This is a genomic window from Taklimakanibacter lacteus (assembly GCA_003576695.1).
GTDB lineage: Bacteria > Pseudomonadota > Alphaproteobacteria > Rhizobiales > Aestuariivirgaceae > Taklimakanibacter > Taklimakanibacter lacteus.
In genome coordinates, this window is record QOZQ01000001.1 from 44989 (window position 1) to 66723 (window position 21735).

26 protein-coding genes are annotated in these 21735 nt (G+C 63.3%); 6 read left to right on the forward strand and 20 right to left on the reverse strand.

Translation table 11 applies throughout. The annotated features are described in order from the left end of the window. Window positions 1-92: 92 nt before the first annotated feature. From DT068_RS00185 to phnC, 7 genes are all read right to left on the reverse strand, one after another. Entirely contained in the window at window positions 93-728 is a 636-nt protein-coding gene (locus tag DT068_RS00185; RefSeq protein WP_119387754.1) for an LbetaH domain-containing protein, read from the reverse strand. Further along, complete coding sequence (gene phnN / locus DT068_RS00190) at window positions 712-1290, reverse strand: phosphonate metabolism protein/1,5-bisphosphokinase (PRPP-forming) PhnN (RefSeq protein WP_119387755.1); 579 nt, start codon at window positions 1288-1290, stop codon at window positions 712-714. Before phnN ends, DT068_RS00185 begins: the two co-directional genes overlap by 17 nt. Window positions 1291-1295: 5 nt before the next feature. Beyond that, entirely contained in the window at window positions 1296-2441 is a 1146-nt protein-coding gene (locus DT068_RS00195; RefSeq protein WP_119387756.1) for an alpha-D-ribose 1-methylphosphonate 5-triphosphate diphosphatase, read from the reverse strand. After that, window positions 2438-3154: a DUF1045 domain-containing protein gene (locus tag DT068_RS00200; protein WP_368904348.1), complete on the reverse strand. Its 717-nt coding sequence runs from the start codon at window positions 3152-3154 to the stop codon at window positions 2438-2440. The genes DT068_RS00195 and DT068_RS00200 overlap by 4 nt, the downstream gene beginning before the upstream one ends. Further along, a complete protein-coding gene (gene phnE / locus DT068_RS00205) occupies window positions 3151-3948 on the reverse strand; it encodes a phosphonate ABC transporter, permease protein PhnE (protein WP_119387757.1) in 798 nt (265 codons plus the stop codon). Before phnE ends, DT068_RS00200 begins: the two co-directional genes overlap by 4 nt. An 89-nt stretch (window positions 3949-4037) precedes the next feature. After that, window positions 4038-5039 carry a phosphonate ABC transporter substrate-binding protein gene (gene phnD / locus DT068_RS00210; RefSeq protein ID WP_119387758.1) on the reverse strand — a complete coding sequence of 334 codons (1002 nt, stop codon included), beginning with the start codon at window positions 5037-5039 and terminating at the stop codon, window positions 4038-4040. A 40-nt stretch (window positions 5040-5079) separates the two neighbouring features. Beyond that, window positions 5080-5928, reverse strand: coding sequence for a phosphonate ABC transporter ATP-binding protein (gene phnC / locus DT068_RS00215; protein WP_368904349.1), 849 nt, complete (start codon window positions 5926-5928; stop codon window positions 5080-5082). Window positions 5929-6072: 144 nt separating this feature from the next. Between phnC and DT068_RS00220 the strand changes: the two genes are divergently transcribed. Continuing rightward, the gene (locus DT068_RS00220; RefSeq protein WP_119387759.1) at window positions 6073-6435 is read left to right on the forward strand and encodes a YybH family protein; all 363 of its coding nucleotides are present in this window, start codon (window positions 6073-6075) and stop codon (window positions 6433-6435) included. Here DT068_RS00220 and phnL read toward each other — a convergent pair whose 3' ends face one another. The 7 genes from phnL to DT068_RS00255 form a co-directional block, all read right to left on the reverse strand. Then, the gene (gene phnL / locus DT068_RS00225; RefSeq protein ID WP_119387760.1) at window positions 6436-7128 is read right to left on the reverse strand and encodes a phosphonate C-P lyase system protein PhnL; all 693 of its coding nucleotides are present in this window, start codon (window positions 7126-7128) and stop codon (window positions 6436-6438) included. A 3-nt stretch (window positions 7129-7131) separates the two neighbouring features. Continuing rightward, window positions 7132-7905, reverse strand: coding sequence for a phosphonate C-P lyase system protein PhnK (gene phnK, locus DT068_RS00230; RefSeq protein ID WP_119387761.1), 774 nt, complete (start codon window positions 7903-7905; stop codon window positions 7132-7134). Further along, entirely contained in the window at window positions 7902-8744 is an 843-nt protein-coding gene (locus DT068_RS00235) for an alpha-D-ribose 1-methylphosphonate 5-phosphate C-P-lyase PhnJ (RefSeq protein WP_119387762.1), read from the reverse strand. Before DT068_RS00235 ends, phnK begins: the two co-directional genes overlap by 4 nt. Continuing rightward, a complete protein-coding gene (locus DT068_RS00240) occupies window positions 8741-9826 on the reverse strand; it encodes a carbon-phosphorus lyase complex subunit (RefSeq protein ID WP_119387763.1) in 1086 nt (361 codons plus the stop codon). Before DT068_RS00240 ends, DT068_RS00235 begins: the two co-directional genes overlap by 4 nt. Further along, the gene (gene phnH / locus DT068_RS00245) at window positions 9826-10428 is read right to left on the reverse strand and encodes a phosphonate C-P lyase system protein PhnH (protein WP_119387764.1); all 603 of its coding nucleotides are present in this window, start codon (window positions 10426-10428) and stop codon (window positions 9826-9828) included. Before phnH ends, DT068_RS00240 begins: the two co-directional genes overlap by 1 nt. Then, window positions 10418-10888 (reverse strand): phosphonate C-P lyase system protein PhnG, encoded by a 471-nt coding sequence (gene phnG / locus DT068_RS00250; protein ID WP_119387765.1) that lies wholly within the window; start codon window positions 10886-10888, stop codon window positions 10418-10420. The genes phnH and phnG overlap by 11 nt, the downstream gene beginning before the upstream one ends. Window positions 10889-10977: 89 nt before the next feature. Further along, a complete protein-coding gene (locus tag DT068_RS00255) occupies window positions 10978-11601 on the reverse strand; it encodes a TetR/AcrR family transcriptional regulator (protein WP_119387766.1) in 624 nt (207 codons plus the stop codon). Window positions 11602-11692: 91 nt separating this feature from the next. On the opposite strand from DT068_RS00255, the gene DT068_RS00260 reads away from it, so the two are divergent. From DT068_RS00260 to DT068_RS00280, 5 genes are all read left to right on the forward strand, one after another. Further along, complete coding sequence (locus DT068_RS00260; protein WP_119387767.1) at window positions 11693-12757, forward strand: polyamine ABC transporter substrate-binding protein; 1065 nt, start codon at window positions 11693-11695, stop codon at window positions 12755-12757. Between the two features lie 226 nt (window positions 12758-12983). After that, window positions 12984-13832 carry an ABC transporter permease gene (locus tag DT068_RS00265; RefSeq protein WP_119387768.1) on the forward strand — a complete coding sequence of 283 codons (849 nt, stop codon included), beginning with the start codon at window positions 12984-12986 and terminating at the stop codon, window positions 13830-13832. Window positions 13833-13835: 3 nt separating this feature from the next. Next, the gene (locus DT068_RS00270) at window positions 13836-14618 is read left to right on the forward strand and encodes an ABC transporter permease (RefSeq protein ID WP_119387769.1); all 783 of its coding nucleotides are present in this window, start codon (window positions 13836-13838) and stop codon (window positions 14616-14618) included. Beyond that, window positions 14615-15658, forward strand: a complete 1044-nt coding sequence (locus DT068_RS00275) for an ABC transporter ATP-binding protein (RefSeq protein WP_119387770.1) — start codon at window positions 14615-14617, stop codon at window positions 15656-15658. The genes DT068_RS00270 and DT068_RS00275 overlap by 4 nt, the downstream gene beginning before the upstream one ends. Beyond that, window positions 15655-16404, forward strand: a complete 750-nt coding sequence (locus DT068_RS00280) for an MBL fold metallo-hydrolase (RefSeq protein WP_119387771.1) — start codon at window positions 15655-15657, stop codon at window positions 16402-16404. The genes DT068_RS00275 and DT068_RS00280 overlap by 4 nt, the downstream gene beginning before the upstream one ends. A gap of 333 nt (window positions 16405-16737) precedes the next feature. Here the strand turns inward: DT068_RS00280 and DT068_RS00285 are convergent, their stop codons facing one another. From DT068_RS00285 to ehuC, 6 genes are read right to left on the reverse strand one after another with little or no spacing between them, the layout of a single operon-like run. Continuing rightward, on the reverse strand, window positions 16738-17715 hold the full coding sequence (locus DT068_RS00285; RefSeq protein ID WP_119387772.1) for an aldo/keto reductase: 978 nt from the start codon (window positions 17713-17715) through the stop codon (window positions 16738-16740). A gap of 40 nt (window positions 17716-17755) precedes the next feature. After that, complete coding sequence (gene doeB / locus DT068_RS00290; protein WP_438816405.1) at window positions 17756-18763, reverse strand: N(2)-acetyl-L-2,4-diaminobutanoate deacetylase DoeB; 1008 nt, start codon at window positions 18761-18763, stop codon at window positions 17756-17758. Further along, on the reverse strand, window positions 18750-19436 hold the full coding sequence (locus DT068_RS00295; protein WP_119387774.1) for a GntR family transcriptional regulator: 687 nt from the start codon (window positions 19434-19436) through the stop codon (window positions 18750-18752). The genes doeB and DT068_RS00295 overlap by 14 nt, the downstream gene beginning before the upstream one ends. Then, on the reverse strand, window positions 19433-20212 hold the full coding sequence (gene ehuA, locus DT068_RS00300; protein WP_119387775.1) for an ectoine/hydroxyectoine ABC transporter ATP-binding protein EhuA: 780 nt from the start codon (window positions 20210-20212) through the stop codon (window positions 19433-19435). The genes DT068_RS00295 and ehuA overlap by 4 nt, the downstream gene beginning before the upstream one ends. Next, entirely contained in the window at window positions 20209-20868 is a 660-nt protein-coding gene (gene ehuD, locus DT068_RS00305) for an ectoine/hydroxyectoine ABC transporter permease subunit EhuD (protein ID WP_119387776.1), read from the reverse strand. The genes ehuA and ehuD overlap by 4 nt, the downstream gene beginning before the upstream one ends. Then, a complete protein-coding gene (gene ehuC / locus DT068_RS00310) occupies window positions 20865-21593 on the reverse strand; it encodes an ectoine/hydroxyectoine ABC transporter permease subunit EhuC (protein ID WP_119387777.1) in 729 nt (242 codons plus the stop codon). The genes ehuD and ehuC overlap by 4 nt, the downstream gene beginning before the upstream one ends. Window positions 21594-21735: the final 142 nt, after the last annotated feature.

Here is a 21735-nt window from a genome sequence, read left to right on the forward strand (position 1 = left end):
ACTATAATCTGCCTCGACCAAGCGTCAAGGGCCGGTCACTCGGACCGCGACAGCGTCATCTCAGGAATAGACAGGTGGAATGAGCGCCGGCGCTAGCCGGTCTTCTGCAACGGTTCCGATTCATAGCGTTCGAGGAAGTCCTCGACCGCGAGAGAGCGGAAATCGGGCAGCGCCCGATGCAGGGTCTCATGGTCCCAGTCCCACCAGGCAAGCGCCTCGAGACGCTCGGCGATGGGGGCCGGATGACGCCATTTGAGGAAGCGTGCCGGGGTGCCCACCATGATGGCATAGGGCGGCACATCCTTGGTGACGACCGACAGCGAGCCGATAATCGCGCCATTGCCGATAGTGACGCCCTTCATGACGACGGCGCCGTGACCGATCCAGGTGTCATGACCGATATGGACGCCACGCGAGCGGCGCCAATCGAAGATCGCCTTCTCGCTCGTCTCCTCCGGCCAGTAATATTCCGAGCGGTACATGAAGTGATGCAATGAAGCGCGCTGATAGGGATGCTCGCTCGGATTGACGCGCACGAAGGCCGCGATGTTGGCGAATTTGCCGAGCGTCGAATAGGCGATGTCGGCGAAGCGGTCGGTGTAGCTGTAATCGCCGAAGACGCTCTCGACGATACGGGCGCCGGCCCCGATCTCGACATAGCGGCCGAAGCTCGAGCCGGTGACAATGGCACCCTCGTGGAAGAACGGCTGCTCAGACAGTTGCGGCATGGGGGACCTTCGAGAAAGAGAGGAGAGCCGAAACGAATTTGCCGGTGGCGGCCGCGAGCGTCGTATCGTTGAGGATGGTCACGGCCTCGACATGCGCCGGGGTGGGCTCCGGCTCGCGCGCAAGGCGGCCCGCAATATCGGCCGCGGTCTCGCGCCCGCGCCGGGCCAGGCGTTCGGCAAGGATGGAAGGCGACGCAGTGACATGCAGCACCGCCATGTCGGGATAACGCTCGGATGCCGAGGCAAGGATGGCGCGCGACACATTGACGACAGCGGTGCGCCCCGCCTGCAGATCATCGTCGAGCGAGACCGGGATGCCGTAGTGAAGGCCATGCGCCTGCCAGGACAGCGCGAACAAGCCTTGCCGCGCGGCGATGTGGAATTCATCGGCCGTCAGGCTGTCATGCGCCTCCGCCTCATCGTGGCTCGGACGGGTGATGACGCGGCGGGGAAAGACAAAATGCGGATCCTTGGCAAGGATCCGAGCAGCCTCGCGCAGGAGACTGTCCTTGCCCGCGCCGCTCGGGCCGACGACGAGAACCAGCTTTCCGGGCAAACGCATTGCGGTCAGACGACGCGCTGGCCGGCGCGCCAGACGGTGCGGACCACGGGATGATCGTCCATCAGGCGCACTTCGATCAGATCGGCGCGCTTGCCGGGAGCGATTTCGCCGCGGTCGTCGAGTCCCATCACGCGCGCCGGGTTGCGCGACACCACAGTGACGGCCTCGGGCAAGGTGATGGAAGGTACGTTCTGCGGCAGTGCGAAGGCGGCATGCAGCAGGCTGGCCGGCACATAATCCGACGACATCAGATCGAGGCACTGGGCCTTGGCGACGTCGGCGGTCGGGATATTGCCGGAATGGGAACCGCCGCGCACCAGATTGGGTGCTCCCATCAGCACGGCGAGGCCGTTGGTATGGGCAGCACGCACCGCTTCCTCGGTGGTCGGAAATTCCGAAATGGTGACGCCATCGGCGAGCGCTTCGGCGACATGCTCCAGCGTGGCGTCGTCGTGACTTGCGAGCTTCAATCCCTTGGCAATGGCGAGATTGACGATGGCGCGGCGATTGCGGTCGGAATGGAGGATATTCATCTCGCGGCGCTCGACGATGAACACTTCGAGCCGTTCCGCGCTCATGATCTTCTTGCCGAGATAATACTCGCGGAACTTGTCGAGGCTGACGAATTGCCTTTCTCCCGGGGTGTGATCCATGACCGAGAGCAGATCGACGAGGCCTTCCTCGACAAGCTCTTCGGCAGTTTCGAATGTATCAGGGCAGGGGAGCTCGCAGCGCAGATGGATGCGATGATCGGCGCGCAGCATGTCGGTCTTGCGCCCCTGTGCGATGGCTTGCGAGAGCTCGCCATTGGCGCGGCGCAGGCCGCCGGTCTCGGCATCGAAAGTGCCGGCCCGCAGCGCATCGAAGACCGTGGTGATGCCGGCCGCAGCGATCTGCGCATCATGGGCGAGGAGCGCGCCGATCGCCGGCCAGGCGACGCCGGGGCGCGGCCGATAGTGGCTCTCGAGATGATCGGTATGAAGCTCGACAAGACCCGGCAGAAGATAGGCGCCATCGAGATCGCTGTCGATCCTGGCAGCACCGCTTTGCGAAATATCCGCGATCATCCCATCGCGCACCAGGACGGCGCCGGCAATGATCTCGGATGCCGTCACGATCCTGGCATTGCCGAAGACCCATTCTTTCGTCATCTCACACCCAATTTCCAGATTTCAGGCCAGGCCCTGTCGGCCCGGCCGGTCAGCGTGAAGCGCTCCTCGGCGCGGAAAGGCGCGCCGGCTTCGGCTTCACAGAAGATGGTGATCGCCTCGAGCCGGAGCGGGACCCCGATCACGGGGGCGAAATGCGTCTCGGCCTCCGGCTTGAGCCGCACCAGACCGGCGGCGCCGAGCTTGCGGCTCAGCGTCATGTGGAAGCGGAACTGGTCGAGCACATGGGGATAGCCCCAGTTCAGGAGCAGGCGGTTCTGGCGCTGGCTCAAGCCCGCCCGGTGGCGGCGTGCAATCTCGTCCTGGTGCAAAGGACCGCGGAAACTGTCGAAATCCATGACACAGCAGGCGGCCAGTTGCTGGAGCTGGTCAGTCTCGACATCGGGGATCAGCGCGAGGAAGCCGTCGAGAACGGCGAGGCGCAGTTTCGGCAGCATCACCGGCGCCTGGCGCGCGGCGAAATCCCGCGCGAAGGCGGTGAGCTCGCGGCGTGTCTTCGCCAGCTCGAAGGGGGCCTTCAGCGTGGCATGGAAGCCATAGCGGCGCGGCTCGGCGGTCAATGAAGCGAGGTCTTCGATGGCCGGCTGGCGAAGGGCCTCGCCGGTCCAGGCGTCGCGGCCAAGCCACTCGCTGCCGAGGCGGTGGAACAGCGTGTCGGGCGCCGGCGCGTAATAGAGGGCGTAGCGCATGGTCATACCAGCACCTTGCGCAGGCGTTGCGAGATGATGTCGATGATGGCGACGGTGATGACGACGACGATCATGATCGCCGCCGTCTCGGCATAGTAGAAGCCGCGGATATTCTCGAAGAGGAGCTGGCCGATGCCGCCGGCGCCGACAATGCCGAGCACCGTGGCACCGCGCACATTGGATTCGAAACGGTAGAGCCCATAGCTCAGCCAGAGCGGCATCACCTGGGGGACGATGCCGTAGATCACTTCCTGCAGCCTGGTGGCGCCGGTGGCGCGGATGCCTTCGACCGGGCGGGGGTCGGAGGCTTCGACGGCTTCCGAGAACAGCTTCGAGATGATGCCGAGATTGTGGATGAAGACGGCCATGACGCCGGCAAAAGGCCCCAGGCCCACGGCGACGACGAACAGCACGGCGAAAACGAGCTCGTTGATGGCGCGGCAGCAATCCATCAGGCGGCGCACCGGCTGGACGACCCAGGCCGGCGCCACATTGTTGGAGGCGAGGAGCGAAAAGGGGATGCCGAACAGGATGGCGAGGAACGTGCCCCAGATGGCGATATTCACCGTCACCAGCATTTCGGCGGCGTAGATCTTCCAGTCGGCGAAATTGGGCGACAGGAAGCCCGAGGCATAGCGCGCCATGTTGCCGGCGTCGGTGACGAGCAAAGGCGCCTTGTAGATCTCGGCCGGGTAAAAGCTCCAGGCCAGGAGGACGGCGAGGATCGACCAGAAGGCCAGCTGTCCATAGCGTTGCGCAGCCGGCACGGGCGGTACATGGATCGATGTTGCGGTTGTCATCGTGTCCACCCTATCCGATTTTCCCCTCTCCCATTGCTTTGCAACTGGAGAGGGGAAGATGCTTGATGCTCTTCATCGCTTCGAAAAAATCAGGTCTGCGGCACCTCGGCCATCAGCTTCTCGAACTCGGCCTTCCTGGCCTCGAGCTCCTTGATCTTGGCGTCCTTGTCGGCCTGGCTCAGGGCCTCATCGCCCTTGACCTTGGTCATCGCCTTGGAGATCTCGAGGATGCGGATCGGATAGAGCTGCGCGTCGGACGAGGGCTTGAACGGCGCCCAGCCCAGACCCTTGAGGGTCGTGCGCGCGGCCTTCACTTCCTCGACCGAGCCCTGGCGGCCATAGGTCATGAAGAAGGACAGAATCTTGTCCTTCGTCGCCTGGTCGAGATCCTTGCGCCAGACGATGGGATCGGACGGAATCAGGGGCGAGCGCCAGATTTCCTTGATCTTCTTCAGCTCTTCCGGATGCGACTTGGCGAAGTTGCGCATGTTCTCGGTGTTGTTGGTGGCGAAATCCACCTGCTTGTTCACCACTGCCATGAGATTGGTCTCATGATTGGCATTGGTGACGGCCTTGTAGCAGGTCTTGGGGTCGACTCCCTTGTTGCCGAAGACGAAGACCGACGGCACCAGGAAGCCCGAGGTCGAGTTCGGATCGCCATTGCCGAAGCTCATGGTCTTGTCACATTTCAGCACGTCATCGACGGTGTTGATGCTCGTGTTGTCGACATTGGTGACGAGCAGCGACCAGTAGCCGGGATTGCCTTCGACATCGACCGACTGGGCGAAGACTTCGCCCTCGGAGCGATCGACGGCTTCCATGGCGGATTTGTTGCCATACCAGGCCATCTGCACCTTGCCGAAGCGCATGCCCTCGATGATGCCGGCATAGTCGGAGGCGAAGAACGGATTGACCTTGATGCCGGTGTCCTTCTCGAGGTCGGCGAGGAACGGTGTCCAGTATTGCTTGAGATTCTGGGTCGATTCGGTCGAAATGATGCCGAAATTGATTTCCTTGGTTTCCGCCCAGGCCGAATTGGCCATGAACAAAGCTGCCGCCGCAATGGCGAGCCGTCGTGTAATCCTTCTCATCTGACTTCTCCTGACAAAGAATGTTTGACGCTTTACGCGACTATGCGGCGACGGCGGCCGCGAGCCCTTCCGGGATCGGGGCAGGGCGGCGGACTTCGCCCGCATCGGGCAGGATCAGCTCTTCGCTGGCCGATCCGTAAATCTGACGAAGACGCTCATTGGAGAGCTGGCTGCTCGGGCCGTCGAAGACGACGCGGCCCGCCTGCATGGCAATGGTGCGCTGGCAGAAGCGGCGCGCATATTCGACCTGGTGCAAAGCGACGACGACGGTGATGCCGTCCTGGCTGTTGATGGTCTCGAGCGTCTCCATGACGCGGCGGGCGGAAGCGGGATCGAGCGAGGCGATCGGCTCATCGGCGAGCAGGATGCGGGCTCCCTGGACGAGGGCGCGGGCAATGGCGGCGCGCTGCTGCTGGCCGCCCGACAGGGTCGAGGCGCGCTGGCGCGCCGTTTCGGCGATCCCGACGCGCGTCAGGGCCGCCATGGCGGCGCGCTGCTCAGTGAGCGGGAATGCCCCGACGCTGCCGCGCCAGGCCGGGATCCTGCCGAGAACGCCCGTCAGCACATTGGTCAGGACCGACATGCGGCCGACGAGATTGAACTGCTGGAAGATGACGCCGATCTCGCGGCGGATGTCGCGCACATTGGTGGCAATACGGCCCTGGTCCTGAACGGCGCGATCATGGACGGAAATGGTGCTGCCGTTGGCCCGGTCGGCGGTGACGAGGCCGGCAATATGGCGAATGAGAGTCGATTTCCCGGATCCCGACGCACCGATCAGGGCGACCATCTCGCCTTTGCCGACGGTCAGCGAAATATCATCCAGGCCACGTTTTCCGCTGCTGAACGTCTTGCTCAGCCGCTCGATACGGATCGCGCTCAACGGCATCCCCTTTATCGTTTTGAAACAGCTAGCGGCCTTTCATGACAGTCTTCTGAAGGCTTTGTGTCAGTCCGGCCAAGGGTGTTGAAACCAGATCGCGGCCTCATCTAATCTTGTGTCTTTGCTTCAAAATTTCCGTGAGGGGCGAGAATGACAGGCAAGGACAGAAAGCGCGAGCCGGCACGCGATCCCCAGGATCTGGAAAGGCTTCTGATCGAGCGGCAATGGGCCGGCGATGTGGAGGGAATGGTGGCCTTGTTCGAGCCCGACGCCATCATCGATACGGGCGAGGGGCCGTTGACTGTCGGCCATGATGCGATCAGGGCGCTTTATGAGGATTTCCGGGCCAGCGGCAAGAAATTCGCCAAAGGCAGGCAGAGTCCGGCGGTGATCAATGGCGGCCTGGCGCTCACTTCCACGCATTTGCCCGATGGCAGCATCACCGCCGAAGTGGCGCGCCAGCAGAGCGATGGAACGTGGCTGTGGGCGATCGACCGCTATTCAGTGGCGTGATCAGGCCGCGTCACGGTCGAGATCGAAGTCGCGCGTGCAGACGGCCCTGCGGTCGGCGGCATCATGGAAGATGCCGATGATGGCGCTGCCCTGGGCCCGCGCCTCATCGATCATGGCGAGGACGCGCGCCTTGTTCTCCTGGTCGAGCGAAGCGGTCGGCTCATCGAGGAGCAGGATCGGATAGGAGGCGGCGAAACCACGTGCAATATTGACGCGCTGCTGCTCGCCGCCCGAAAAGGTCATGGGCGACAGCGACCACAGGCGCTCGGGGATATTGAGCCGTCCGAGGAGCCGGGCGGCGCGCGCGCGGGCTTCCTCCGCCGGCACACCGCGCTCGAGCAAAGGCTCGGCGACGATATCGAGTGCCGGCACGCGCGGAATGACGCGCAGGAATTGCGTGACATAGCCAATGGTGCGACGCCGTACATCCAGAACCTGGCGCGGCTCGGCCTCAGCCAGATCGATCCAGTCGTCGTCATGGCGGACGAGGATCTGGCCCTGGCCCGATTTGTAGGTGCCATAGATCAGCTTGAGCAGCGAGCTCTTGCCCTTGCCCGATGGTCCGGTGACGGCCAGCGCTTCGCCGGCGTCGAGATCGAGATGAAGATCATCGAAGACCGGAATGCGCACGCCGCCCTGCAAATGGAGACGGAACTGCTTGGCAAGGCCCTTGATCCTGAGGACGGCGCTCATCGGTCACACCTGCAGAACGGAAGAGACGAGAAGCTGGGTGTAGGGCGCCTGCGGGTCCTCGAGCACTTGGTCGGTGAGGCCGGTCTCGATGACCTTGCCCTGCTGCATCACCAGAATGCGGGTCGAGAGCAGGCGCGCGACGGCGAGATCATGCGTCACGATGATGACCGAGAGGCCGAGCGTGCGCACCAGGCCGCGCAGAAGATCGAGCAGGCGCGCCTGCACCGAGACATCGAGGCCGCCGGTCGGCTCGTCCATGAAGACAAGGCGCGGCGCCGTCACGAGGTTGCGGGCGATCTGCAGGCGCTGGCGCATGCCGCCCGAATAATGGCGCGGGCTGTCGTCGATGCGGTCCTCGGCGATCTCGACGCGAGCGAGCCAGTCGAGCGCGGTGCCGCGGATGCGGCCATAATGGCGCTCGCCCACCGCCATCAGGCGCTCGCCGACATTGGCGCCGGCCGATACGCCCATACGCAGGCCCTCGCGCGGATCCTGGTGGACGAAGCCCCAGTCGGTGCGCATCAGGAAGCGGCGCTCGGCCTCGCTCAGATCGGCGAGCGCGACGGTACGGCCATCGCGGAGCGAATAGAGCACGCGGCCCGCCGTGGGGGCCACCTGCATGGAGAGGCATTTGAGCAAGGTCGTCTTGCCGGAGCCCGATTCGCCGACGACCGCCAGCACCTCGCCCGGCCATAATTCGAAGCTCACGCGCTCGCAGGCGACGCGCCCGTCATAGAGCCTGGTGATGTTGTCGGCGGCAAGCAGTGGTCGGGTCATGCCGCTTCCTCGCCGCTGCGCGCTTTGCGGCAATGGTCGGTGTCGGAGCAGACGAACATGCGCTTGCCCCTGTCGTCGAGAATGATCTCGTCGAGATAGGTGCCGCGGGCGCCGCACAAAGCACAGGGCTCATCCCATTTCTGGATGGTGAAGGGATGATCCTCGAAATCGAGGCTCTTTACCTGCGTATAAGGCGGCACAGCATAGATGCGCTTCTCGCGGCCGGCACCGAAGAGCTGCAAGGCGGCGCAGCTGTCGAGCTTGGGATTGTCGAATTTGGGAATGGGCGAAGGATCGAAGACATAGCGTCCGTTCACCTTGGCCGGATAGGCATAGGAGGTGGCGATATGGCCGTGGCGCGCAATGTCCTCGTAGAGCTTCACATGCATGATGCCGTATTCTTCCAGCGCATGCATCTTGCGAGTCTCGGTCTCGCGCGGCTCCAGGAAACGCAAGGGCTCGGGGATGGGCACCTGGAAGACGAGAATCTGGTCCTCGCGCAATGGCGCTTCCGGGATGCGGTGGCGGGTCTGGATGATCGAGGCCTTGGCCGTTTCCTCGGTGGTCGCCACTTCCGCGGTGCGTTTGAAGAATTTGCGGATGCTGACCGCATTGGTCGTGTCGTCGGCACCCTGGTCGATCACTTTCAGCGTGTCTTCGGGGGTAAGGATCGAGGCCGTCACCTGGACGCCGCCCGTGCCCCAGCCATAGGGCATCGGCATTTCGCGGCTGGCGAAAGGCACCTGGTAGCCGGGGATCGCCACCGCCTTGAGGAGGGCGCGGCGGATCATGCGTTTGGTCTGCTCGTTGAGATAGGCGAAATTGTAGCCGGTCGTCATTCCGCCGCCTCCTGATGGAGGCCCTGGGCCTCGCGCCTCAGGCGTCTGAGCAGCTCGAGCTCGGCCTGGAAGTCGACATAATGTGGCAGTTTCAGATGCTCGACGAAGCCCGTCGCCTGCACATTGTCGGCATGGGAGAGCACGAATTCCTCATCCTGGGCCGGCGCCGTCTGCTCCTCGTCGAGCTCGGCGGCCCGCAGCGCGCGGTCGACCAGCGCCATCGACATGGCCTTGCGCTCGCACTGGCCGAAGCTCAGGCCGTAGCCCCTGGTGAATTGCGGCGGCACCTCGGCCGAACCCTTGAACTGGTTGATCATCTCGCATTCGGTGATGTCGATCGAGCCGATCTCGATCTCGAAGCCGAGCTCTTCCGGCACGAAGCTCACCGACACTTCGCCATAGCGGATCTCGCCGGCGAAAGGATGCGAACGGCCATAGCCGCGCTGCGTCGAATAGCCGAGCGCCAGGAGAAAGCCTTCATCGCCACGCACCAGGCTCTGCAGGCGCAGATCGCGGCCGGCCGGAAAGCTGAGCGGCTCGCGGGTGAGATCCTGGGGCTCGCTCGGCTGGGCGGAAGCGGGCTCGATCAGGCCCTCGGCGCCGATGAGATCGAGGACGCGCGGCATGGCGCGGTCGATATCGGCCGGCGCCATCGCGACCGGCGCTTCGGCGGCTTGCGTCTCCGCTCCGAATTCGAGAAGGCGATGGGTGTAATCGAAGGTGGGGCCCAATATCTGGCCGCCGGGCATGTCCTTGAAGGCCGCCGAGATACGGCGGCGCACCAGCATCTCCGACGTCTCGATGGGTGTCGAATAACCGAAACGCGGCAGGGTGGTGCGGGACGCACGGATGAGGAAGATCGCTTCGATGAGATCGCCGCGCGCCTGGCGGATGGCGATCGCCGCCAGCTCGCGGTCATAGAGCGAGCCTTCGGTCATCACCCGGTCGACGGCAAGCGAAAGCTGCCCGCCGATCTGCTCGACGGTGATCTCGGGGATGGCCGGGTCGCCACGGCGCTCCTCCTTCAAGAGGCGATGCGCCGCATCGATGGCCTTCTCGCCGCCTTTGACCGCGACATACATCAGGCGTGACCTTCTCTCTTTATATGTGTCGAACGGGGAAGGGCCGATATCCCTGAGGCCGAGGCGAAGAACACATCGCATCCCAGAGGAAAAAGCTGGTGGTTGTCTTGCATCGTGTCCCAGAAAGCCGCATCGAGACCGAGCGTCCTGAAGTCCTGCTCACCATCGATCCCGGGGCCTTCGAGGATCAGCCTCCCGCCTGCCGAGAGCGAGGGCACCTGGATGATCAAGGTCGCCGAGGCATCGGGATATTCCGCATCGCCGCGATGGGCGCCGGCCAATGCTTGCAGAGCGGAGCCCGGCGTGCAGAGGAGGAAGCGCGCCGGCGCGATGTCGGCCGTGATCGGAGCGCCCGTCTGGAAGCGAAGAAAATCGAGAATAGCGGGCTCGCTCAGGCTCGCATCGAGCCAGAGCGGCGTGTCGTAGTCGCACAGTGTCAGGCAGATCGCCGCCGCTGCCGGCAATAAAGGGGCGGGGACGTCGAAATCGGGTTCAAGGCTGAGGATGCGTCCCGGACGCGCCATGGCGTCGAGCATGCGGCGGAAGGCGCGGGCGCTGTCCCTCGCCTGGTCGGCAAAGCCGGTCATGGCTTCAATCGTCATCGCCGCGCACCATCGTGAAGAAATCGACTTTCGTGGCGGCGTTCTGCAGCGCCCGCTGGCGCTCGCGCTCACTGCGCTCCTCGGCCAGGGGCGCCACCAGCTTTTCGGCGAGATCGGAACCTTGCGGGCCCTGCAAAACGGCATCGCAGACCGCGGCCGTCACCGCGTGCTCATGCGAGCGGCCCATGACGAAGGCATGGCCCACCGTGCCGTCCGCGAGACGTATGGTGCAGCGCGTCATCGTCGTCTCGCCGATATTGAACGGGCTGCCGGTGCCGCCCTGGCGGCCGCGTACCATCACAAGGCCGGTCTCGGGCTTGCGCAGATAGACGAATTGCGGAAATTCATCGCGCGGGAACAAGGCGTTGAGACGTGCCGGCCGGGCGGAAGCGAGCAGCGACATCCATTTCCGACGCGCAGCTGTCGCAGGCAGAGCTTCACGGGAATCTTCGACTTCCATGGGGCTATCAAACAGCCCTATGTAAAAGTTCTGTGACAGAAACCGGAATGTCTCATTTGTTTCCCCTCCCCCTTGCGGGGAGGGGAATATTAGTTGGCCGAATTCGCAGCCGCTTCCAGCAGCAGCTTGTTCTGGCGCCGGATCGCGGAACGCAGCTCGGCGATGGTCATGGCTTCGTCCTTCACGAAGATGCTGAACATCATATTCGTGTTGTTGAAGATCATCTCGCCGACGCTTCGTGCATCGATATCGGCGCGAACCAGGCCCAGACCCTGCAGCCGCGTGAGCAGCGCGCAGGTCTGGTCCGTCAAAGCGCGGTCGAGGTCGGAATAGGTCCTGCCGGAGGGGCTTTCCGGCTGCTGGGTCGAGATCGCCATGGCCTGGCGCCACATCTCCTTGCTCAGATAGACGAGGGAATGCTCGATATAGCTGATGACGAGCTTGTCGACCGCCTTCTCCACATTGCCAGGGGGATTGTCGATGACCTTCCTGCCGGCATTCAGCACTTCGTTCACTTCCATGGCGACGATGGCGACCAGGAGATCGCCCTTGTTCTGGTAGTAATTATAGATCGTGCCGATCGAGACCTCGGCCATGGCGGCGATGGCCTCGATCTTGGCGCCCTCATAACCCGATAAGCGGAAAAGCTCGGAGGCGGCCTGCAAAATGCGCTGGTGCCGGTCGGCCTTCTGGCGTGCTCTCAAGCCTGTCATTTGGGCATTCTGCCAGATTTTTAGAATTGACTCAACTTTAGAAATGGTTCAATTTTCTTCTCAGAACATAAAAACCAGGGAGGCTACGGCCATGAAATCTCTATCAGGAGCTCTCAGGAAGCTCGCTCTTTCGGCAACCGCGCTTATCGGCCTGGCGCTGTCGCCGGCCTTCGCCGAGGACATCAACGCGTTGGTGTGGTGCGATCATTCCGATCCCAATTTCCTGAAACCCTTCGAGGATGCGACCGGCATCAAGGTGAATGTGAAGGAATTCGAAGGTACGGGCGCGGGCCTCGCCATTCTCGACCAGTCGCAGCCCGGCGAATGGGACGTCATGGTGATCGATTCCGTCGATGTGCGCCGCGGCGTCGACAAGAAGCTGTTCGAGCCGCTGCCTGAGGACAAATTGCCCTTCGGCGATCTCTATAAGGAAGTGACGCTCGACGCCTTCACCAAGATCGACGGCAAGCGCTACGGCATCACCGAGAAATTCGGCTACAACACGATCGGCTTCAATAACACCAAGGTCGATCCCGCCGACATGCAGAGCCTGCAGTCGCTGGTGGGCGACAAATATAAAGGCCGCATCGCGATCTATGACTACTACCTGCCGGTGATCGGCATGGCGGCCCTGGCCGCCGGCAAGAAAACGGCGGAGCTCACCGAGGCGGACCTGCCCGCCATCAAGGAGGTGCTCCTCAAGATGAAGGCGAATGCCAAGCTCGTCGGTGAGGTCACCGCCAGCCAGACGGCGCTGGCGACCGGGGAAGTCGACATATTGGTGGGCGGCGGCGAATGGGTGACCGCCGGGCTCGCCAAGGAGAATCCGGCGCTCGATTTCTCTATTCCGAAGGAAGGCGGCATCCTGTGGTCGCAGTCGCTCGCCATGCTGTCGGCCAGCCAGAAGAAGGATGCCGCGCTCAAATTCATTCAATATGTGCTGAGCCCGGAAGGCCAGGCGCGGCTTGCGACATCTTCCTGCTATTGGGGCATGCCGGCCAACCAGAAGGCGGCGCTCACCGACGAGCAGAAGAAAGTGCTGCGCTATGACGACCAGCCGGACTTCCTGGCGCGGGCGCAGCTCTATCCCGCGCCCGATGAGAAGCTCGACAAGCAGATGCAGGATGTGTGGACCGAGATGCTGCAGGCGCAGTAGGATCGATCATCGCAGCATCCTTCCTCCGCCGCGCATAGCGCGGGGAGGGTGGCGCGCGGAACGCGCGACGGGTGGGGTGTCTCAGCAAGGGAAGTCTCTCATGCAGAGTTCTTGCAAGCGTTCAGACCAATCGTTGAACACCTCCTTGCCGAGAGACCCCACCCGGCGCTCCGCGCCACCCTCCCCGCGCTATGCGCGGCGGAGGGAGGTTCGATAGACTCCTGCAATGACGCAGAGCTCCAGTACCAGTCGCGCACTGCCCTGGCTAGTTACAGGCCCGGCTTTGTTGTGGACACTCGCTTTCTTTGCCGCACCCTTCATCGCCATGGCGGTGGTGAGCCTCACCAGCCATGATGGCGGCGGCGGCCTCACTTTCGCCAATTACCAGCAGTTTTTCGCCAATCCGAGCTACACTCAGGCGCTGGTCAATTCGCTCGAAGTCACCTTGATCGTGACGGTCGTCTCGATCCTGCTAGCCTATCCCTTCGCCTGGATCCTTGCCGAGCAGATCCCCGAGCGCTGGCAGCGGCTGGCGCTGATCCTGGCGGTGCTGCCCTTCTGGACCTCCTATGTGGTGCGCTCCTATAGCTGGCTCCTGGTGCTGGCCGAGAAGGGCGTCGTCAACAACACGCTGGTGCAACTGGGACTGATCGCCGAGCCCATCCAGCTCGCCAATACGCGCTTCACCACGGTCACGGGCTTCGTGCATTTCTTCGTCATGCTGCTGACGCTCACCATCTTCGCCAATCTGAAGCAGCTGAGCCCGAGCTACCGGAAGGCCGCCGCCGATCTGGGCGCCGGGCCGGTCAGGACCTTCCTGCATGTCGTCCTGCCGCTCACCTTTCCCGGCATCATGGTCGGCGCCTTCCTCACCTTCGTGCTGGCGATCGGCGACTACATCACGCCGCAGATCCTGGGCGGCAACAACGAGCTCTTAATGCCGCAGCTCATCATGCTGCAGATCGGCCGGCGCGGCGATTTCCCGCTCGCTTCCGCACTCTCCATCCTGCTCATGGCGGTGGTGACGGTCGCCTATCTCGCCTCAGCCCGCTGGCTCAAGATCGAGCGGGCCTGATCCATGCGCGGCACAATCCGGCTCGCCACGATCATCTATGCCATCCTCATCTATGGCTTCATCTTCCTGCCGGTGGTGACGCTCGTCCTGTTCTCCTTCCAGGCGACGTCCTTTCCGATCCCGCCTTTCACCGGCCCGTCCTTGCGCTGGTATGAGACGGTGCTTGCCGACAGCCGGCTCACCTCGGCGCTCGGCAATTCGCTCATCGTCGCCGTCATCTCCTCGGCGCTGGCGACGCTGCTCGGCTTCCTGTCCGCCTGGGGCTTTGCGCGCTTTTACATCCCGGCCTCGGCTGTGCTGCGCGGCCTCATCACCCTGCCGCTGACGGTCAGCTATCTCATCATCGGCATGGGCTTGCTGGTGCTCTTCAATGCGATCGGCATTCCCAAATCATTGCTTTCGGCCGGCATCGGTCATGTGGTGATCAACCTGCCCTTGTGCTTCGCCATTCTCTACAGCCAGATGGGCGAGCACCAGGCCAATATCGAGCGCGCGGCGCGCGATCTGGGCGCCAGGGAGTGGCAGGTGCTCACTCTCGTCACCGCGCCGATGCTGTGGCCGGCACTGTTTGCGAGCTTCTTCCTGTCGATGACCTTCTCCTGGGACGAGTTCGTCATTTCCTTCCTGCTCACCCGCTTCGAGACCACCTTGCCGGTCGAGATCTGGAATCTCCTGCGCTCCGGCCTCAATCCCAAGACCAATGCGGTGGGATCACTGGTCTTCCTGGTCTCGATCGTCTTCGTCCTTCTCTTCGAACTCACCCTTTTCCGGAAGCAACGCAGATGAACCCGCTGGTCCAGGTCAAAAATGTCTCGCAGCATTTCGGCAGCATGCGTGCGCTCGATGACGTCTCGCTCGATATCGCGCCCAAGAGCTATACGATCCTGCTCGGCCCCTCGGGCTCCGGCAAGACGACCTTGCTGTCGATCCTGGGCGGCTTCCTGGTGCCGAGCGCGGGGCAGGTGCTGATCGAAGGCAAGGACTGCACCAGCCTGGCGCCGGCGAAGCGGCCGACCACGACGGTGTTCCAGGATTATGCGCTGTTTCCCCATATGACGGTCGGCGCCAATGTCGGCTTCGGCCTGCGCATGCGCGGCGTCGCCGGAGCGGAGCGCGACCGGCGCGCGCAAGAGGTGCTGAAGCTGGTCGGCCTGCCGGAAGCCTTCGGCAAGAAACCGCATCAGCTGTCGGGCGGCCAGCGCCAGCGCGTGGCGCTCGCCCGGGCGCTGGTCGTCGAGCCGTCGGTGCTGCTGCTCGATGAGCCGCTCGGCGCGCTCGACCTCAAGCTCAGGCGGCAGATGCAGGAAGAGCTCAAGGCGATCCAGAAACGGGTCGGCACCGCCTTCGTCCATGTGACGCATGACCAGGAAGAGGCGATGGCGCTCGCCGATCACTGCGTCGTCATGAATCACGGCCGCATCGAGGATGAGGGCCCGGCGGAACGCGTCTATTCGCGGCCGGCCAGCCGCTTTAGCGCCACCTTCATGGGCGAGAGCACCATCTTCGCGGGCAAGGTCGGCGCGGCCGACCGGATCGCAACGCCCTTCGGGGAATGGGCTCTGGCGACATCCGCCAAAGCCGGTTCCGAGATCGCCTTGGCGATACGGCCCGAGCATGTCGTCACCGGCAATGCGCCGCTGTCCTTTGGCCAGGCAACGGTCCGCGATGTCGTCTTCCAGGGCAGCTTCAAGCGGGTCACGGCCGCGCTTGCGAAGGATCCGGCATTGACCTTGCTGGCGCGATTGCCCGCCGATGCCGCCGTGCAAGCTGGCGAAAGCATGAATTTCGCCTGCGACCCCAGGCATGTGCTGGTCCTGACGCGATGAGCCGGGAGCGCGTCGCGCCGCAGGACTGGTATGAGACGATCCGCATGGCGGATGACGTCACGCTCATCCAGGAGCCGTGGATCAAGCCCTTCTTCCGCTGCAATATGTGGCATGTGCGCGGACGCGACCGCGATCTCCTGTTTGATTCAGGCCTCGGCCATGTGAGCCTCAGCCGGCATGTGCGGCTGGTGACGGAACGCCCGCTCATCGCGGTGGCGAGCCACACGCATTTCGATCATATCGGCTGCCATCATGAGTTCGCCCATCGTGCCGTTCATGCGGCGGAGGCGGCGATCCTGGCCGATCCGCGCAACGAGCTGACCCTTGCCGACAAATATGCGACGGATGAGATGTTCGACCGCATGCCTAAGGGCTGGCAGAGCGAGCGCTACCGCATCGAGCCGGCGCCGGCGGAGCGACTGCTTCAGGATGGCGAGATCATCGATCTCGGCGATCGTGCCTTCGAAGTGGTGCACACGCCCGGCCATTCGCCGGGCGGGATCGGGTTGTTCGAGAAGAGGACCGGCATCTTCCTGTCGGGCGACATCGTCTATGACGGACCATTGATCGATGATGCCTATCATTCCGACCGTGGCGACTACCGGGCGACCTTCGAGCGCTTGCGTCCGCTTGGGGTGAGTGTCGTGCATGGCGGCCATTTCCCGAGCTTCGGCCCGGTGCGCTATCGGCAGATTGTGGATGAATATCTGGAGGGGCTGCGAAAGGCGGGATGTCATCTGACTTAACCCTCCCCCTTGCGGGGAGGGCTATCGCATATGGAATTTTGCGAGGCTCTTGGAAAGGAGAAATTACTCCCTCCAGTTCCCCTTCTCCCGTGCGCAGCATGGGAGAAGGTGGCCGACAGGCCGGATGAGGGCTCTTTCTCGAAACCCGCGAAACCTTCAAAAGCTGTTCTTGTTGTAGGCAAAGAGCCCTCACCCGCCCTCTCGGGCACCCTCTCCCATTGCTTCGCAACGGGCGAGGGGGAAAATTGGAGACAGCCTGCCTGGTTCAAGAATTTTCATATGCGATTGCCCTGCCCGCAGGGGGGAGGGGAATGTGTCGGGTGACAGTTAGGACTACCCCGGCTTGTAAACCCGGCTTGCTTCCGGATCGTCACTCGCAAAGGGAAGGGCCATCAGCTCGTTCCAGGCGGCTTGGGGGATCGGAAAATTCGCCCAGTCGAGCGTCTGCGCTATCCGTTCGGGCCGGCTGATGCCGCAGATCGTCGAGGCGATGCGATCATCACGCAGCGAAAACTGCAGGGCCGCGGCGCCGGGCGGGATGCCATGCCGGGCACAGACCTGCTCGATCCTGGCAATCGGCTCGAGCATCTGAGGTGACGCTTCCTGATAGACATAGCGCGCATGCGATGCCGAGCCCTTGGCGAGGACGCCGCCCGCATAAGGGGCGGCATTGAGAACGGCGATTCCCTTCTCCCCGGCAAAAGCGATCATCTCTTCGGCATTGCGGTTGGCAAGGGTGAAGCGGTTATGGGTGATGAGGGCGTCGAAATCCCAGTCGCGCAGCAGCGGCATCATGATGTCGACGCGCCCGGCGGCGAGGCCGACCGTCTCGGCCAGCCCTTCCTCCTTCATGCGGAAGAGCTCGGCCAGTGCCCCTTTTGGCCCGGTCACCTCGGAGAGGCTCGCGGCGTGTTCGGGGTCATGCACATGAAGAAGCTGGATCTTCCCCACATTCAGGGCCTTCAGGCTTTCTTCCAGCGATCGGCGGGCACGGGCGCCGTCGAAGCGGCCGGTCTCCATGTCGCGATCAAGCTTGGTGGAGATGACGAAGCCCGGCGGCAGTCCGCCCCGTTCGCGGATCACGTCGCCAATCCGCTCTTCGCTGCGGCCGAAGCCATAATTGCGCGAGGTGTCGATGAAATTCACCGGGCCATCGAAAATGGCGCGCACCGTGGCGCGCGCCTGCTCAACCGCAACGTCATGGCCGTAAGTGTCGGGCATGCCGCCAAGGGGCGCCAGACCAAAGCAGAGCCTGCTGACGGAGATGCCGGTGCTGCCCAGGGGAAGCTTCGCGAGGGGATCTTGAGTCATTCGATGTCGCTTTCCGATAAAGATGGAATCGAAGCGAAATCTATCCCTCCCTGACCGCGATCACCAGCATGCAGTCGCCGCTTTTGATGAGGCCGGGGAAGTGGCGCGCGGTGAGGATGCCGTCCCGTTTCGCGTGATAATCGACAGGCGCCACGCCGGTGCGATCGACGGGCCATATTTTGGCAAGGAGATCGCCCTGCTTCACCTCGGCGCCCAGATCGGCGCAGATCTCGAAGAGGCCGTCATGCTCGCTGAAAGTGAAGCAGTCGCCATCCGGCATGTCGAGCATGATCGAGAGCGAGGTCTCGACCTCACCCTTCAGGATGCCGGCGTGGATGAGCACATTGCTCAAGCCACGCTTGGCGATGGCATTGGATCTCGCCGAGGACGAGCCGCCGCCGCCAAGCTCGGTCGACAGGAAGATCCTGCCTTGCGCCTCGACCGAATTGTCGAACATGCCGACGCTGTCGATCTCGAGCAGCATCACGGAATAGGGCGCCGAAAAAGCCCGCAAGGCGGCGCGGCAGCGCTTCTCCAAGGCCTTATCGGGCAGATGATGGATGCAGGCGAAGGGCAGGAAATCGAGCGTCTTGCCGCCGGCATGGATATCGACCACGAGATCGGCCATGGGCGCCAGGATGCGCTCGAAATAATCGGCGATCTTCTCGGTCACCGTGCCGTCGGGCCGGCCGGGGAAGGAGCGGTTCATATTGCCGCGATCGATCGGCGAGGTGCGCGTCGCGGCGCGAAAGGCCGGGTAGTTCATGGCCGGCACGATGATGACGCGGCCCGAGAGCTTCGCCGGGTCGATCCGGTAAGCGAGGTCCATGAGCGCCACCGGGCCTTCATATTCATCGCCGTGATTGGCGCCGGTGAGGAGCGCCGTCGGACCCTTGCCGTTCCTCGCCACCGTGATCGGGATCATCACCGAGCCCCAGGCCGAATCGTCGCGGCTGTAAGGCAGGCGGAGAAATCCGTGCTGGACGCCGTCCTTGTCGAAATCGACGGTCGCGCTGATCGGGCTCGGCTTCATTTCAGGTCTTTCGATATTGCTGCATGCGCCTGACCCACATGGAGATGTGGCTGCGGCGGATATAGCCGACGCTTTCCCAGTCGCCGAGCTCCATGGCGGCCAGGATATCGGCCACCTCGCGGCGGAAGACCGAGACCTCATCGGACAGATCGAGATGCGGGGCGGCCCTGAGCCAGACGCGATTGGTGAGGAAATAGAGGCGCTCGGAAATCTCGCGCAAGGGCGCGTTGCCGATCATGGCCGCCAGCTCATGGAAGAAATCCATATTGAGGCGGGCATAGGCCTTGGGTTCGGGCACCTTGATGAGCTCATCGCAGCGGCCGAGCAAGGCGCGGACGCGGGCCAGATCCTCGGTCGAGCGCGGCAAGGGATCGAGCTTGCCCATGAGGGCGGCAAGCTCCATGCGCAGGCGGTAGACGGGCAGCAGCGCGTCGAGATCGACATCGATGACGAAAGTGCCGACGCCATGCCGGCTCTCCAGCAGGCCCTCGCCTTCGAGGCGCGCCAGCACGCGGCGCAAAGGCGTGCGCGAGACGCCGAATTCGCGCGCCAGCTCCTCCTCGGCAAGCCTGGCCCCCGGCTCATATTCGATGAGGCAGATGCGGTCGCGGATGGTGTTATAGATGCGCTCGAAACGCTCGCGCGCCAGCGTCAGCGGTCTGTCGTCATTATCGGCGGCAAAGCTCATCCGGCCTCCAGGACGGCGTGCAGGAACTGCCTGGTCCGCTCGTTCTTCGGATTTCCGAAGAATTCTTTGGGCGGGCCCTGCTCGCAGATCTTGCCTTGATAGAAGAAGCAGATTCGGTCGGCAAATTCCTTGGCGAAGCCCATCTGGTGGGTGACCATGAGCATGGTCAGATCATGTTCGCTGCCGAGCCTGCGGATCACCTGAAGCACCTCGCCGACGAGCTCCGGGTCGAGAGCCGACGTCACCTCGTCAAACAGCATGATTTTCGGGCGCATGGCAAGGGCCCGCGCAATGGCGACGCGCTGCTGCTGGCCGCCGGAGAGCTGGGAGGGATAGTGGGCCTTCTTCTGGCCAAGGCCCACCATCTCCAGGAGCTCGGCGGCGCGCGCTTCCGCTTCCGCCTTTTTCATGCCCAGCACCGTCATCGGCGCCTCGATGCAATTGGCCATGGCGGTCATATGCGGGAAGAGGTTGAAGGACTGGAAGACCATGCCGATCTGGCTGCGGATCTTGCGGATATGGGCCTGGTCGGCAGGCACCAGCCGGCCGTTGCGCTCCATATGGGTCAAGGGCTCGCCTTCGACCCAGATGACCCCGTCATCGATCGTCTCGAGGGTCATCAGCATGCGCAGGACCGTGGTCTTGCCGGAGCCGGACGGGCCGATGATGGCGACCTTCTCACCACGATGGATGTCGAGCTCGAGCGAATCGAGCACCGTCAGCGGGCCATAGCGCTTCGAGACCTTGTCGAAACGCACCATCGGTTTGTCGGTCATCGCGCGGGTCTCCGGTTGAGCAGGCGTTCGGCGGCACGGATGAAGGCGGCGGAAACGAGACTCATGATGAGGAAGAAGATGCCGACCAGGGTTATCGGCTCGGTATAGCGGAAGGTCTCCGAGCCGATGATCTTGGCGGTCTGCATCAGCTCGAGCACGGCGATGGCGGAGAGGAGCGGCGTCTCCTTGAACAGAGCGACGAGATAGTTGCCGAGCGCCGGGACAATGGGCGGGATGGCTTGCGGGATGATGATATCCTTGAAGGTCGTCCAGGCGCTCAAATTGAGCGCGGTCGAGGCCTCCCATTGGCCGCGATGGATATTGTCGAAACCTGCGCGATAGACCTCCGAGCAATAGGCGGCATAGTGGATGCCGAGCGCCAGGACGCCGGCGGTAAAGGCATCGAGCGTCACGCCGAAGGATGGGAAGACGAAATAGAGGAAGAATATCTGGATCAACAACGGCGTCGAGCGGATGAGCTCGACCAGGACCGAGATCGGCCAGGCGGTCCAGGGAATGGCGATGCGCACAAGGGCGAGCACGAGGCCGAGGACGGCCGCGAGCACGAAGCCGATCAGCGTCGCCTCGATCGAGATGACGGCCGCCTTGGCGAGGGTCGGCAGGATTTCGAGGGTGAAGGCCCAGTCCCACATCACACCGTCCTCCCGCGCGCCAGGCCCTTCGACATGCGGCCCTCGAGATAGCGCATGCCGATGGTGATCACGAGCGACATGGCAAGATAGATGAGGAGGACAAGGGTGAAGATCGGTATGGTCTTCATCGTCGTCTGGTTCATCTGCTGCGCCTTGAAGGCGAGGTCGGACAAGGTGATGAGGGAGACGAGCGCCGTCGACTTCAGGAGCTCGATGAAGAGATTGCCCCAGGGCGGGATCATGGCGATGAAGGCCTGCGGCAGGATGATCCGGCGCAGCATCTGGGCGCGCGTCATGTTGAGAGCGGTCGCCGCTTCCCACTGGCCGCGCGCCACCGAGGTGACGGCGCCGCGCACGCATTCGGCCCCATAGGCGCCGACATTGAGGCCGAGGCCCAGCACCGCGACCGTGAAGGGCTCGAGACTGATGCCGAATTGCGGCAGCACGAAAAAGAGCCAGAACAACTGCACCAGCGCCGAGGTGCCGCGAAAGATCTCGATATAGAGATTGGCGAGCCAGCGTATGGGTGCGGGGCCGTAGAGCTTGCCGAGGGCCGCGAGCACGCCCATGGCGACGGCGAGGAGGCAGCCCAGCACCGTGATCTTGGCGGTGAGCAGGGCGCCCTCCAGCAATCCCGGCAGGAAGAGACTATAGGCCGGCTTCAGCGCCAGAAAGGCGATCAGCAATATGGACGCCACCAGCATGACGATGAGCGTGCGAATGCCCATGCGCGTGCCCTTTCATTCTCGAAGTCCCTCACGCTGAGGTGCCCGGCGCAGCCGGGCCTCGAAGCGCCCGTCAGGATAAAGCGAGACTATTGCAACATACCCTTCGAGGCTCGCTGCGCTCGCACCTCAGGGTGAGGGGAAT